This is a genomic window from Pseudomonas sp. TH34, from assembly GCF_016650865.1.
Classification (GTDB): Bacteria; Pseudomonadota; Gammaproteobacteria; order Pseudomonadales; family Pseudomonadaceae; genus Aquipseudomonas; species Aquipseudomonas yamanorum.
Window position 1 is genome coordinate 17,746 of the sequence record NZ_JAEKFB010000032.1, and the last position, 13,812, is coordinate 31,557.

Annotated in this window: 10 protein-coding genes; 3 read left to right on the forward strand and 7 right to left on the reverse strand. The window is 62.5% G+C overall.

Annotated elements, in window-relative coordinates; translation table 11 throughout:
* Positions 1 to 15: 15 nt before the first annotated feature.
* From JFU58_RS24415 to JFU58_RS24445, 7 genes are all read right to left on the reverse strand, one after another.
* Complete coding sequence (locus JFU58_RS24415; RefSeq protein WP_201142595.1) at positions 16 to 1,716, reverse strand: putative porin; 1,701 nt, start codon at positions 1,714 to 1,716, stop codon at positions 16 to 18.
* 41 nt (positions 1,717 to 1,757) lie between these two features.
* The gene (locus JFU58_RS24420) at positions 1,758 to 2,465 is read right to left on the reverse strand and encodes an energy transducer TonB family protein (RefSeq protein ID WP_063029169.1); all 708 of its coding nucleotides are present in this window, start codon (positions 2,463 to 2,465) and stop codon (positions 1,758 to 1,760) included.
* Between the two features lie 3 nt (positions 2,466 to 2,468).
* Positions 2,469 to 2,894, reverse strand: coding sequence for an ExbD/TolR family protein (locus JFU58_RS24425; protein WP_003211540.1), 426 nt, complete (start codon positions 2,892 to 2,894; stop codon positions 2,469 to 2,471).
* A gap of 11 nt (positions 2,895 to 2,905) precedes the next feature.
* Positions 2,906 to 4,705, reverse strand: a complete 1,800-nt coding sequence (locus JFU58_RS24430; protein WP_201142596.1) for a DUF2341 domain-containing protein — start codon at positions 4,703 to 4,705, stop codon at positions 2,906 to 2,908.
* A 24-nt stretch (positions 4,706 to 4,729) separates the two neighbouring features.
* Positions 4,730 to 6,313 (reverse strand): ShlB/FhaC/HecB family hemolysin secretion/activation protein, encoded by a 1,584-nt coding sequence (locus JFU58_RS24435; protein ID WP_093208724.1) that lies wholly within the window; start codon positions 6,311 to 6,313, stop codon positions 4,730 to 4,732.
* A gap of 59 nt (positions 6,314 to 6,372) precedes the next feature.
* Positions 6,373 to 6,966, reverse strand: coding sequence for a transposase (locus tag JFU58_RS24440; protein ID WP_063029163.1), 594 nt, complete (start codon positions 6,964 to 6,966; stop codon positions 6,373 to 6,375).
* A 986-nt stretch (positions 6,967 to 7,952) separates the two neighbouring features.
* Complete coding sequence (locus tag JFU58_RS24445; RefSeq protein ID WP_063033945.1) at positions 7,953 to 8,417, reverse strand: Lrp/AsnC family transcriptional regulator; 465 nt, start codon at positions 8,415 to 8,417, stop codon at positions 7,953 to 7,955.
* Positions 8,418 to 8,576: 159 nt separating this feature from the next.
* Between JFU58_RS24445 and JFU58_RS24450 the strand changes: the two genes are divergently transcribed.
* From JFU58_RS24450 to JFU58_RS24460, 3 genes are all read left to right on the forward strand, one after another.
* On the forward strand, positions 8,577 to 10,403 hold the full coding sequence (locus tag JFU58_RS24450; protein WP_201142597.1) for a tyrosinase family protein: 1,827 nt from the start codon (positions 8,577 to 8,579) through the stop codon (positions 10,401 to 10,403).
* Entirely contained in the window at positions 10,400 to 12,136 is a 1,737-nt protein-coding gene (locus tag JFU58_RS24455) for a hypothetical protein (protein ID WP_201142598.1), read from the forward strand. Before JFU58_RS24450 ends, JFU58_RS24455 begins: the two co-directional genes overlap by 4 nt.
* A 65-nt stretch (positions 12,137 to 12,201) precedes the next feature.
* Entirely contained in the window at positions 12,202 to 13,809 is a 1,608-nt protein-coding gene (locus tag JFU58_RS24460; RefSeq protein WP_201142599.1) for a hypothetical protein, read from the forward strand.
* The last annotated feature ends 3 nt before the right edge of the window (positions 13,810 to 13,812 follow it).

Consider the following 13,812-nt stretch of genomic DNA (forward strand, 5'->3'; position numbering starts at 1 on the left):
GCTTTCTCCGGCGCATCAGAAGCGCGTGTTGAGTTCCAGTTGCATGACATCCACTTCAAACGGCGCGCCATACACTTCGGAGGCACTGAGCCAACGGGCGCTGGCGTAGATGTTCTTGTCGAGGCCGTAGTTGGCACCGATGAAATAGCCCTTGGCGTTGGTGCCGCCGAGGTGGAAGGAGGAGTCGTTGAAGCCGTCCGGCAAGGCATCCGGCTGGATGTATTTGTAGCCGGCCAGCACGTTCCAGTCGCCCTTCCTGCGCATCTCCAGCGCACTGCCGAGGGTGAACTGCACCAGCAATGCGTTGCCGCCGCTTTCAAACTGGCCGTCGCTGTTGAGGTTGTTGACGATCTGGCCTTCGCTGCGCTTGAGCATCTCGCCCTTGTCGTAGGCCAGGTTGTGAATGAAGTTGGTCTGGCTGCGCAGCTTGAGGTCTTCCGGCAGCTCGCTGTCCCACGCCAGGTTCAGGTCCAGCACATTGAACTTGGACGCCAGGCCGACGAATTGCGGTTGCGGGGTCAGGCCCGGTGTCGCCGGGTTGGGGGCGATGTCCCGCAGCAGGAATACGCTGTTGCCCTTCTGCATGAAGGCCAGGCGCGTGCCGTCGGTGTCGCACGCCGGCTGGCCGGCCCACGGCGAGCAAGGGCTGGAGCGTTCGCCCTGAATGTCACCGAAGTGGTAGTAGGCCATCGAGCCTTTCAGGCTGTTGCTGCGGTTGATCTTCCAGTCGGCGCCGATCTGCCCGCCGAACATCCATTTGTTTTCACTCTCGTCCTTGTCGAAACCGTTGGTGGTGGCCGTGTCGGGGCTGTACTCCACCGGGAATGCGCCGAGGGTGCCGAACAGGCCCCAGTCGCTGTTGAGCTTGTGGTTGAAGATCGCCGCCACACCGTCGAAGTTGAGGTCGCCGGAATACATCATGTCGGTGGAATAAAACGGGTTGGCGAAGCGCCCGGCGGTCAGGGTCATGTAGTCGGTGGTTTTCCAGGTGAGGTAACCCTGGTCGAGCCAGATGTCTTTCTTGCCAAAGCCGCCGCCCAACGTTTGGGTGGTGGACACCGGGTTGTTGTCGTTGCCGGTGCCAAGGCGAATCCCGGCGGTCCATTCGGGCGAGATCACGGCCTTCATGCCCAGGCGGGCGCGCAGGCGGAACAGGTTTTCGCGGTCTTCGCGGGTGTTGAGCAACGGCGGCAGTTGGGTGTTGGTGTTCTTGTTGACGTCGTAGGGCCCGTTTTGATTGAGCTTGGCGTAGTCGACGATTTCGTTGCTGTTGTTGCCCGAGAAATAGCGCGACTCATCCCGCAGGCGAATGTCGCCGTCGAAGCTGATGCGCGAGACCCAGTCCGGAAAGGTGTTGGGCTGGGCCCAGTTTTCCTGCTTGGCGGTGGCCATGACCTCGGCCTTGACCTGGTCGCGAATCTGGTCGCGCACCGCTGCCGGCACGTACTGCACCCGCACATCGCCGGGGGCCGCAGTTGGACCTGCCGCTACTGCTGTGGCGGTGCTGGCCTGGCGTGCCTGCTGGGCTTCTTTTTCAGCCTGGGCGATCAGCCCGTCGGCCTGTTCCTGCTTGAGCACACCTTGCTGCACCAGCAGGCGGATCAGGTTGATCGTGGCGTTTTCCGAAGGCGCGGCCGTGGCTGCCGTCGCCTGGCCGACCAGGGTCGCGATGACCATGCCGACCGCCAGGGTCAATCGATTCACGTGGGAAATCATCTGCACACAACTCCTGTAGAAAACTGCAAAAAAGGGTTCGATCAATCCGGGCGCCGGCCCTTGAGGGACAGGCGTACCGGCAGGGTCAATGACGCGGGTGCGCGTTCCTTCAGGCGCGGTGTGGCGCGCAATGCGGCCAACACCTGAGCGTCGGTCTCGGTGTCGCCGCTGGACTTGGCCAGCTCCACGCGGGTCACCTCGCCGTCTGCGCTCAGCCACAGGTCGGCCTGCACCGTGTAGGCCTTCTTGCGCAACTCCGGGTCTTCCCGCAGCAGGCGCTGGAACACCCCGGCCAGGTACTGCTTGAACGTCCCGGTCCCCAGGCCGCCACCGCCAGAACCGGCCATGCCGCCGCCCTTGCCGGCACCGATGTTGAAACCGTCATTGCCGGACTGCGCGTCGCCGTCGATCTGCATCGGGTTGGCCAGGTCGTCCGCCGGTGAAGGCGGTGCTTCTTCCTCGGGCTTGACCTCATCCGGGGTTGGCGTGGGCTCCGGCTCGGGGACTTTCTCCTGCACCTCGGGCTCCGGTTCCTTGGGTTTTTCCGGCGGCGGTGGTGGCGGTGGCGGCAGCGGAATAATCGTCGGCACCTTGGGCGCTTCACGGCGCACGCCACTCATGTCATTGGCCCATTGCCAGAGAAACCAGGCAGCCACGGCCCCCAGCAGCAGGCCAATGCCCCACTTCAGCGGGCGTAACGGCGGCTTGTTCTTCAGCGGCGTCGGCGTGATCGGCATCTGTGCGGTCATGGCTCAGCCCTGGCTCGGTTTGCCGGTGACCAGCCCGACCTGGGACAGCTCCAGGCGACGCAGCAAGTCGAGCACTTCGATGACCTTCTGGTACTGCACCATGGCGTCGCCGCGCACGATTACCGGGAAGTCCGGGTTCAGCGCTTTCTCGATGCGCAGGCGTTCCTCCAGCTCCGGCAAGGTCACCGGGTAAGCGTCGAGAAACACCTGGCCGCCATCGTTCACCGAGATCGCCTTGGTCTTGGCCTCGGACAGCGACACCGAAGCACTGGCCTTGGGCAGGTGGATCTGGATCCCCGAGACCTGGGCGGTGGCAGTGAGGATAAACATCACCAACACCACCATCAGCACGTCCACCAGGGGCGTGATGTTGATGCTGTCGACGGGTGCGTCATCGTCATCGTCGTGGGAGGCATTCACGGAAGCCATGCTGATTCTCCTCAGGCCGGGACGTGGGCGTGGTGGTCGCGACGGTGCGCCGCTTCACTGTGCTGGCTCTCGCCGTGCATCTCCGCCAGGCGGGTGATGAACTCGTCGACGAACACACGCATGTCGGCGCTGACTTCCTTGTTGCGGGTAATCAGGCGGTTGTAGCCAAACAGCGCCGGGATCGCGACAAACAGGCCCATGGCCGTGGCCAGCAGGGCCGCCGCCATGCCCGGAGCGATGGCGTTAATGTTCACGTCACCGGCCATCGCCGTGCCGAGGAACACCACCATGATCCCCAGCACGGTGCCGAGCAGGCCGATATACGGGCCACCGGCGATGGCGTTGGACAGGGTCGACAACTTGGCGCCGAGTTGCTGGTTTTCCCGGGTGCGCACGCCGTCCATGGAGCAGCGGATGGCTTCGATGGTGGCTGCCGAGACCGACGAGGTGTCGGCGCCCTGGGCCCGGCGGGTGCGAATTTCCTTGACCGCGACCCGGTACAGGCGCCACAGCGAGGAATGGGTCAGGCGCTCAGCCAGCAACGCGTCGTCGTAGTACATCTCCAGGCGCGTACCGATCTGCGCGAACTCCTCGCGGAAGAGATCGTTGGCGGCACTCACGCGGCTGACCTGGCGGTTCTTGCGAATCATGATGAACCACGACTGGAACATCATCCCCACCAGCACCAGGATGATCACCCAGGCGTCCACCGGCACCGCCTTGAGCAGGAAACCCAGGCTGCCGAAACCGAAGCCCGACTGTTCTTCATCCACGCCATAAGTCACCAGTTTCGACTCGGCGCCCTGGGCGGTGGCATCGGCCAGCAACAGCGCTGCCGGGCGCGCGACCTTGGACAGGCGCAGCTCGTCCATGGCTCCGGTAAACGGCAGGTGACCGCCGGTGGCTTCCGGCAAATCGGCACCGATCACCAGTTGCGAATTGAACGCCGGCATCGCCACTGCGAGGGTCGCCGTCTCACGGCCGTTGACGTACAGCGAGACCTTGTCGCCCTCGGCGGTGAACGCCAGGTGCTGCCATTGGCCCGGGTTCAGCGGCTGGGTCGAGACGGCGCGCTGGCCGTCGATTTCAATAAACGGCATGCCCTGGTTCAAGCCCAGCAACAGGCTGTGAGCGCCCTCGCGACGGGCCATGACCAGTTGCTCGCCGCCGGCCTGGTCCAGGCGCAGCCAGGCACTGAAGGTAAACGCACCGCCCGCGACGTGTTGCAGCGACGGGCTGGCCGGCAACAGCAACGGCTGGCCACTGAACTGCAACGCACGACCGATCACCCCGTCGATGCTCGCACCGGTGGCGTTCACGGCGGTGTTGCCATAGGCCGTGGTGTCCCGGGGCGGCGTGCCGTTGGCGCCGTCGAAGTGGTAGAGCGCGGTGTAGTTCGGGTCGAAAGTCAGTTGGCCGTTGGCAGTGGCCGGAGCCTTCTGGTTGCCGTAGTACATCCACAGGTCCTGGCGCTGGCCGCCTTCGACCTTGGGCACATCGACCCAGATCAGCGCCATGCCCATCAGCGGGTCGAAACTTTCGATCTGGTGGTTGAACACGGTCTTGTCATCGGCGCTGACAAAGCGCAGGTCGGCGCCGTCGTCCTTGACCCCGTCAAAGGTGAAGTTGCCGGTGTGCAGGCGCACCAGCAACGCGGTACGGCCCAGGGCCTGGCTGATGGCTGCGCCCTGGGAGGTGGTGTCCACTGTGATCTGTTTACGGTAGTGCCAATCGTCCTGCCACCAGGCGTGGGCGGTGGCCGGAAGCGCGAAGCCCAGGCAGATCAACAGGCTCAGAAATAGGCGTTGCATGTCAGGAGTCTCCGAAAAAAGGGGTCAGAAAGTCGCCTGCACACTGAAGTGCAGTCGCGAGTCCTGTTTCTGGGTGTTTGGGCCGTCGAGCAGCGGGTAGCCCCAATCCAGGCTGCCGGACAACCACTTGCTCAAACTGGCGCGGGTGCCGAGGCCGACACTGGCCAGGCTGTATTCGTCTTCCTGCTCGGGCAGCGGGTCATGCAGGCGCAGGCGCGCGCCTTCGGCAAACGCGTAGAAGCGCCACTCCTGCACGTAACTGCCGAGGAACTTGGCCAGCGAAGGCGTACGCAGCTCCTGGGAGAGCAGGTAGCCTTCATCGCCGGTGCGCTCGGCGGCGAGATAACCGCGTACCGACGTGGCGCCACCGGCGGAATATTGCTCGTTGGACACCAGCGGCCCCGAGGCCAACTGGAAGCCGGCCTTGGACGCCGATTGCCAGTCGTTGCCGAAGGTGTAGGTGTAATTCAGGTCGCCCTTGAGCACCGCAAAACTCGGGCTGGCCTTGTCGCGCTTGTACTGGAACTCCTCGGCGTCGCTCCCGTAGCCGAAGAACGCGCGTGTACCCACCACCAGGCTCAAGCCCAGCCCCAATTGCGACTGCTCGGTGTAGCGGTAGCCGTTGTAGCCGAAGGTCAGCGGTGCGTACTTCAGCGGGATATCGTCCGTGCTGCCGCCAAACTTCATCTGCTCCTTGAAGTCCTTGAAGTCGACCCCGACGGAGAACGAATTGGCCCAATTGCCACTGGCCGGCAGGCTGTAGATCGCCGACACGCCGTAGGAATGGCCCTTGCCCAACACGTTGCTGCCGCCGATGGTGGCGATGTTGCTGTCGGACTGATAACCGGAGAACTGCAGGCTCCAGCGATCAGTCAGCGGCGCGGTGTAGGCGCCCGACCAGACCTTGGCGTTGTCGCTGTCCTGGGGCGCGGTGAAGTAGGTCAGGGAAATGCTGTGGCCCAGTTGCCAGAGGTTGTCGTAACCCAGGGTGGCAACGCTGCGCAGTTCCTTGGTGTCGGCGCTGTAGTCGTTGTTCAGGCCAAGGCTGGCGTGCCAGGGATTCTGGTCTTCCACCTGCAGGTCGACGTCCATGGTGCCGGGGCGCTGGCCTTCGCGGACCAGCGGCGTGACCTGCCGCCCGGCGCTGCGATTGAGGCCGGCCAGTTGGGTTTGCACGCGGGTGAAATCCGGGACGGCGCCCTCCTTCAGGCCCGGCACTTCGTCGCGGATTTCTACCGGCGAATAGTGCTTGGCGCCGACCACGCGGACGCGGCCGACCTTGGTTTCGCTGACTTGCAGGTAGACGATACCGTCATCGACCTTCTGCTCCGGCAGTTCGACGAACACCGACTGGTAGCCGCGTTCCTGATAGATCTTCTGCAAGGCATCCCGGGCGCCTTCGATATCGGCGAGGGTCTTTTGCGGGCCGAGGAACGGGTACACCGCCTCTTCGATGGCGCGGGCATCGAGCACGGTGTTGCCGCGCACGAAGTACTCGTTGACGTCCACCAGCCGTGCCGGAGGCTCGCCTTCGGCCTGCGCCGGTTGCGCCAGTGCACCCAGCGTCAGCCAGCACAGCGCCAGCGTTGATTTGAACAGATGCTCCACACCGCCCCCTGGTCTACTAAGAATGATTGCCGTCGCCGTTTGCCCGGCGTTTGGCCTGTTCAATTGCTGGATATCGAGGTGTTGCCGTGCCGGGCGAGCCAGGTGTGCAGCAGGGCGAAGTTCAGGGAGAACTCCGGCATGTGCAGCAAGGCGCCACAGAACACTTCACCGATGATTTTCTGGATCAACTGCACCGCCTGCGGGTTATTCAGGAACGTGGCGATGTCGCGTTGCAGGAGGTTGATGCTCCAGACTTTCTGATTGAGGTCGAGGCCGACGAACCAGCGGAACAGCAGGTTGTAGTTGAGTTGTTCATGCAGTTGCTGTTCGTTGGGGACCGCGTACAGGAGTTGCAGCAGCAGGATCTGCAAGATGGTTTGCGGGGCGATCTGGGTGCCGGGTTCGGGCTGGAGCAGGTCGCGGTGGTGGTCGAGGATTTCGTCGATCTGCGGACGTAGCAGGACCAGTGAATGGCCTGCGGGGATGTAGCTGGAGACTTCCTTGAGGGCGCCTTGCCAGTCGTCCTGGGAGACGATCCATACCCACGGTGCGCCATAGCGGTAGACCGAGACCGGTTTTTTGCGCGCGGCTTCGACGATCTTTGACAGGCGCTGGTCGAGCTCCTGCATGCCGACTTTCGAGTAACGTTCCATAGTTCCCATTCGCCCCACTCCTGGCATCCTGCTTGCGCTTCTGTCATCGCCTGTTTGGCGGTGTCGAGCGCGTTACATAGCCAAGACTGGGGGCACCGGGGGCTACCGAACTTTTGTCATAAAAGCTTCTTTTTTGGCGGGGGTGGGGTGTGTATATCCATTATTTAGGTAACGGCCGCTTATGGTTCCGCTCTTACAGCGGCTCACTTTTGAAAAGCGCAAAAGTAAGCAAAACGCTCTTGCCCCACCACTCGGCACCTCGCCCAGGCTCGGTGTGCCCTCACTCCGGCTTTGGACCGTGGGCCGCCGCGATGGGCCATCCTTGGCCCAGCGCGGCTAACCCGGCGTCCTGCCGGGTTACCCACGCTCCAAAGCCTGCGTTCGGCCAGCGTGGTTTAACGGGGCGCCTAAGATCAAGATCAAAAGCAGATCAAGAGCACAGCGGCCTACCGGCCGGCTTGAGTGTTGAAGAGCAAAAGCAAAAGCCAAATCAAAAGCGGGCACGGTCAAATGTGGGAGCTGGCTTGCCTGCGATAGCATCAACTGGGTGTACCTGATACACCGAGGTGTCTGCATCGCAGGCAAGCCAGCTCCCACAGAAAAGCAGAGCTGCATCAGCTTCAGATTTGGCTTTCGCTCTGGATCTTGCCTTTGCTTTTAACACTCAAGCCGGCCGGTAGGCCGCTGTGCCCTTGCTTTTGATCTGGCTTTTGATTTTGATCTGCGGCGCCCCGTTAACCACGATGGCCGCAAGTAGGCACGGTGGAGCGGGTAAACCGGCAGGACGCCGGTTTAGCCGCGCTGGGCCAGGGATGGCCCATCGCGGCGACCCGCGGAGCCGGGCCGGAGTGCGGGCATGCCGAGCCTGGGCGAGGCACCGAGTGGTGGGGCAAAGACCTTTTGGTTACTTTTGGGGCGTTTGCCAAAAGTGACCCGCTGTAAGAGCGGAACCATAAGCGGCCGTTACCGAAGAAACGGATATGTACTCAAACCAAAGACCCCGGCAACGGCAACTCATAAGACTTCTTAACCGTCCTGACCACCAAAGTAGACGAATAAGTACGAATCGGAATATCCCGATAAATGTCTAAAAACCGATAGATATAATCAGTGTACTCAGTGGCATCCCGAAACTTCGCCACCATCACAAAATCAAACTCCCCGGTCAGCAAATAACAGTCCTGAATCTCCGGATGACTCGCCAGGATATGCTGCATCTTGCGGTCGATATCATTACTGTCCCTATCAAGCTTAATCAGGAAGAACGCCGTGACCTGAATCCCAAGCTTGCGCTCATCCAGCACCGCCACCTTCGCCTTGATAATCCCGACACTCTCCAATCGCCTGATACGCCGGTAACAACTGGTCGAAGACAGCCCGACACTGTCACTCAACAACTCCAGACTCTGACTGCAATCCCTTTGCAACTTCCCCAGAATCTTCAAATCCATGGCATCTGTCATTTTTTCCATATCTTCCTTGAAAAAACTGCAATGAATCCACCGTAAACACCCACCAATTTGCAGAAATCCTGCGCGGTGGCGCACTAACATCAATCCAGCTTAGCAGCCCAGCCAAATCAGGCACTGGGGCGGCATGAGAGGGATCTTATGATAGTCGCGAAACCGACATGGGCCACCGACATCCACGGCCTCTTCAGCGCCCCCTACTGGATACCGCCCGCCCAACGCGCCGCCGTCGCCGCCTCCTGGGTGGGCTGCATGAACGCCTACTTCGTGTTCCTCGAAGACCCCGCCTCGGTCAAGACCTGGTCCGAAACCATCTACCAGCACCTGGCCTCCCGCAGCATGCCGCTGACCCTCGACCAGCAACAGTTCTGGCCCATCGATGCCCTGGAAACCTTCAGGCTGTGGGTCAACCAAGGCTGGCGCCTGACCCCCAGTTCACCGTTCGACATCGCCGAGCGCATTCCCCCTCCCGACCTGCCCCACCCGGTCAAACGGGTGCGTCAGGACATTCGCGCCCTGACACAGGAACAACTGAACCTGTACCGCTCGCGCCTGGATGACGTGATGCAGGTAAGCGACCCCGACAGCGGTTCGCCCTGGCAGCGCTACGCGTATATCCATACCAACTGGTGCCTGCATTACCAGGAAGCGTTTGCCCTGTGGCACCGGGCCTATCTGCTGTACCTCGAAGCACTGATCGACTGCCCGATTCCCTATTGGGACTGGATGGCCGCAGACGCCAGTGTCGACGGCAGCCCCCAGGCCGGTTTGCCCCAGGCGTTTCTCGATGAAACCTACGTGCACCCGCACACCGGTGAGGTCCGGCCTAACCCGCTGCGCTATGCGGCGGCCAAGGACGGTAGCTCGAAGGTGTGTGCCAGGGGTGATGTCAACGGCGTGGACTGCCGCTTCGTGCAACGCAACTCGCTGTTTTATACCCACGGCGAGCCGTTCCGGCGGGAACGCACCGAGTTGTATGCCATGAGCCGGATTTTCCAGCAGCAGGTGGTCGATGCACTGAAGTTCACCTCGTTCAGCCAGCCCCAAGGCGTACCGGGTTATCCATGGGCGAATATTCCGGTGTTTGACCCGCCGCAAAAAGATGACCTGTACCCCAACCGTGCCCTGAATTTCGACGGGCTCTACGAGCAACCCCACGACAACTATCACGGCTGGATCGGCGGTGACATGGCCGACAACGCCTACACCGCATTCGACCCGGTGTTCAGCTCCTACCACGCCAATATCGACCGGATGCTGGAGGTCTGGATCCGGGCCAATCCGGCGGCGCAGTACACCACCCAATGCCTGCTCCAGCCGTTCGCCGGGAGTGAGGCCAGCACCGTGACCTTCACCAGCGCCGATGCCTGGCGCTATACCACCCTTGGTGACATGGCCCAGGACAGCCGCCATATCGGCTACGACTACGGCACGCCCGTCGCCCCACAGTTTGGCGAGACCAAAGCGGCTGCAAAGGCGTGCTGCCAACACAGTTCGGCACCCGCCTCGGCCACCGGCAACGCGGCCGGGCTCGGGCCGTGGGTGGTGTTCGACCATGTGCGCTGCACCCACGACACCTACCTGATCGACGTATTCCTCAACCAGCCCGACGCCACGCCGCAGCAGGTGAGTGCCGACAATCCGCACTATGTCGGGCGTTTCAGTCGCATCGGCATGGGCCTGGTGGATGACAAGGGCCGCTGCATCACCCACGGCGTGTCCCGCGCGCTGAATGCCGCGCGTAATGCCAGCGCGCTGAACCTTCGCCCCACTGACGCCACGCAGTTATCCGTGGTGGTGACCCATCTCGATAGTGCCCGGGTGTTGACGCCGCAAGAGTACGCGCCGCTGCCAGGCTTTATCGCCCAACTGGTGTGGGACGACCCGCGCCAGGCCATCACCGGCCCTGCCCCCAGTGCCGGTTGCTGCTCTGCTTCCACCCACACGACACCTGGAGAATCGCCATGAGCACACCCTTCAAACAATTCACCTCCCCCGCCGGGCAAGCCCCCAAGGACTACAACAAGCTGGGCCTGGAAAACCAGCTGCCGCAGTTTGAAACCGACTGGAACAATGACCTCACCGGCTGGACCCAGTCCGCAATCATCGGCAACCCGTGGTCGGGCCTCAATGACGCGCCGCGCTCGGGCTATTACAACCCGCTGGTGGAAGGCTACGGCCCCACCACACCGCCGGCGATTACCTGGGCGCCCTTCCCCAATCGGCTGTGGACGTTCTTCTACAACAACGGCACGGCGGTGATTCCGCAATTGGGCGGCAAGGCCATGTCCATGCAACAGGTGATGGAGCTGACCGACAACGGCCAGATTACGATCAACAACACCCTGTACATGCTCTACGACCCGAACAAGCAAGGCACCCTGCTGCAACTGCCCGTCACCCGCTGCCCGACCATCGACTGGCAAGGCAAGTACAAGGATTTCTCGCCCTCGGGGCCCCGTGGCTGGCTTGACGAATACTGCGAGTGGTCCATCGTGCGCGATGCCGACGGCAACATGCGCAAGATCACCTTCACCTGCGAAAACCCGGCGTATTTCCTGGCCATGTGGCGCATTGATCCAAATGCAGTGCTGGGCCTGTACCGCGACTACATCGACCCGCAGGTGCAGCTCGAAGACCTGTACTTGCGCTACACCGCCGACTGTCCGACCGGCAAAGCGGGCGATCCGGTCATCGACCCTACCACCGGCCAACCGGCCTACGACACGGTCAACAAATGGAACGCCGGCACCGCCTGCGTACCCGGCCAATACGGCGGGGCGATGCACCTGACCTCCGGCCCCAACACCCTGAGCGCCGAGGTGTACCTGGCCGCCGCGGCGACCATCCTGCGTCCACTGGCCAGCAGCCAGAATTCCCAGGCATTGATCTGCTGCGCGCAATACGGGCAGAACTACCGCAACTCCGACCCGCATATCGGTTTCTCGGCCAACAGCGTGGCGGTGAATAACCGGCTGTCCCTGACCAATCCCATCGGCCTTTACCTGCAACAACCCACCGATTTCTCGGCGTGGAAAGGCCCTCAAGGCCAGGACGTCAGCCAGTACTGGAAAATCACCCGTGGCACCGCCAAGTCCGCCTCCAACGGCTCCGACCAGATCCTGCAAGCGGTGTTTGAAGTGCCGGTCAGCGCCGGGTTTTCGATCAACGACATCACCATCAGTGGCCAGCCGATCGACTATGTGTGGGTGATTGCCCAGCAGTTGCTGGTGGGCCTGAGTGTGACAACCACGCCCATCAGCCCGACGCCGGATTCCTGCCCCTGCGTGAAGGATCGGGTCAACGGCGTGCAACCCTGGCCGGTGCAACTGCTGCCCCTGGATCTGTTCTACGGGCAGTCGCCTACCGACCTGCCGGCCTGGCTGGCACCCGGCACCAGCGGACAGTTCGCCCTGGTGGTGCAAGGCGCCGATCTCAAGACCACCGCCGAGACGGCGCGGGTGCAATTTTCCAATCCCGGCGTGACGGCGCAGGTCACCCAGTTCCTGCCGGATGCCTCCGCCATCCCCGGGCAAACCAACTCCGGCGGCACCCAGGGCTACTTGCTGACCATCACCGTAAGCCCCACTGCCGCTCCGGGGCTGGTGACGGTGCGCGCGCTCAACCCGGGCGAAGCCGATAACCCCAGCGCGACGGAACACCCATGGGAATCCGGATTGGCGCTGGTGCCTGGCGCCTGACTGATACGGCCCATCAGCCGCATCCACCCAGGGTGCGGCTTTACCTGCTTGCAAGGAGCGCGATGATGTCCAGGTTACGCTTAAGTGTTTTATCGCTGCTGACCAGTGTGGTGCTGAGCCTGTTCGCCATGCAGGCCGCCTACGCATCCCCAACGTCCGACGCCGACGCTTGCGTGCAGCAACAGTTGGTGTTCAATCCGAAAAGCGGCGGGTTCCTGCCGATCAACAACTTCAACGCCACCGGCCAGAGCTTTATGAATTGCTTTGGCTGGCAGTTGTTCATTGCCCTGAACTGGCCGGTGAATCCCGGTTGGCCAGCCACGCCCGCCCTCGCGGGTGAGCCGGACATGAACAGTACATTGGCGCAATTCGGTGTACCGACTGCCTCCGGGCAGCCGATGAGCGTGGCGCCCGTGTGGGCCAGCTACAAGGATGCCAACGATATCTTCCTGCCCGGCGCGCCCGCGCCCACCGGCTGGGGCGTGCAAACCCTGGTGCCGTCCAATTGCAGCACCCAGGGCAGCCTCAGGGCGATGTCGGTGGGGGCGCGCAAGTTCATGACCGCCACCTCCGAAAGCGCGATCAACGCGCGGCATGGGTTTCACCTGTCCAGCGGCACCCTCGCCTCGATTCCAGACCCGATCATGGAAGCCTCCGGCGGCTGGCTGACGGACCAGTCGCAGAACCTGGTGTTTTTTGAACGCAAGGTGGGCAAGGCCGAGTTCGACTACATCGTCAGCAAAGGGCTGTACGACGCAGCCAACCAGCTGAAAGTCGCGCAGAACCTCGACAACCAGAACCCGGGCGGGCTGTCTCTGCCCATCGGTGAACCCATGCGCTCGCTGCCGCCCAACCCGGTGCCGCAGGAGCAACTGGGAGCCCTGGAGGTCAAGGCGGCGTGGCGGATCCTTACCGGCAAACCCGAGCTCTACGGGCGTTACCTGACCACCGTCGCCTGGCTCAAAAACCCGGCCACCTTGCAGTGCACCCAACAAGTGGTGGGCCTGGTGGGCCTGCATATCATCAACAAGACCCAAGCCTCGCCCAACTTCATCTGGACCACCTTCGAGCAGGTGGACAACGTGCCGGAACCCAACCAGGTGCCGCCACAACAGACGCCGCCCGACAGCTTTGCCTTCAACAACCCGAACTGCGGCACCGGCCCCGAATGCACGCCGAACGTGGCGCGTATCCAGTGCAAACAGCACCATCCCGACCGCGACTGCACCGAGCCGTTTCCACGGGACCAACCCGTGCAGACCACCCGGGAACATCCGCTGCCCACTGAACTGCAGGCGCTTAACGGCGCGGTGCAGGCCAACTTCGCCCAGCAGAGCCAGGGCAAGTCGGTGTTCCAGTACTACAAACTGATCAACGTACTCTGGACCCTCACCCCCAACCCGCCCACCCAGCCGGAACCGGGTGTCAGTGCGCAAGTGCCGCTATCCTACGGGCCGTTTATCAGCCAGGGCAACGTACCGGTGGCCAACACCACCCTGGAGACCTACGTCCAGGGCGATAACTGCAATGCCTGTCATCAGTACGCGACCATCGCCGGCAGCTCCACCCTGGCTTCGGACTTTTCGTTCCTGTTCAACAGCGCCGACTCGGCCAGCAAGAACAGCCTGGTCAAGCGCGTGAAAGCCTTCCAGACCCTCAAGGATCAACCGTGATCC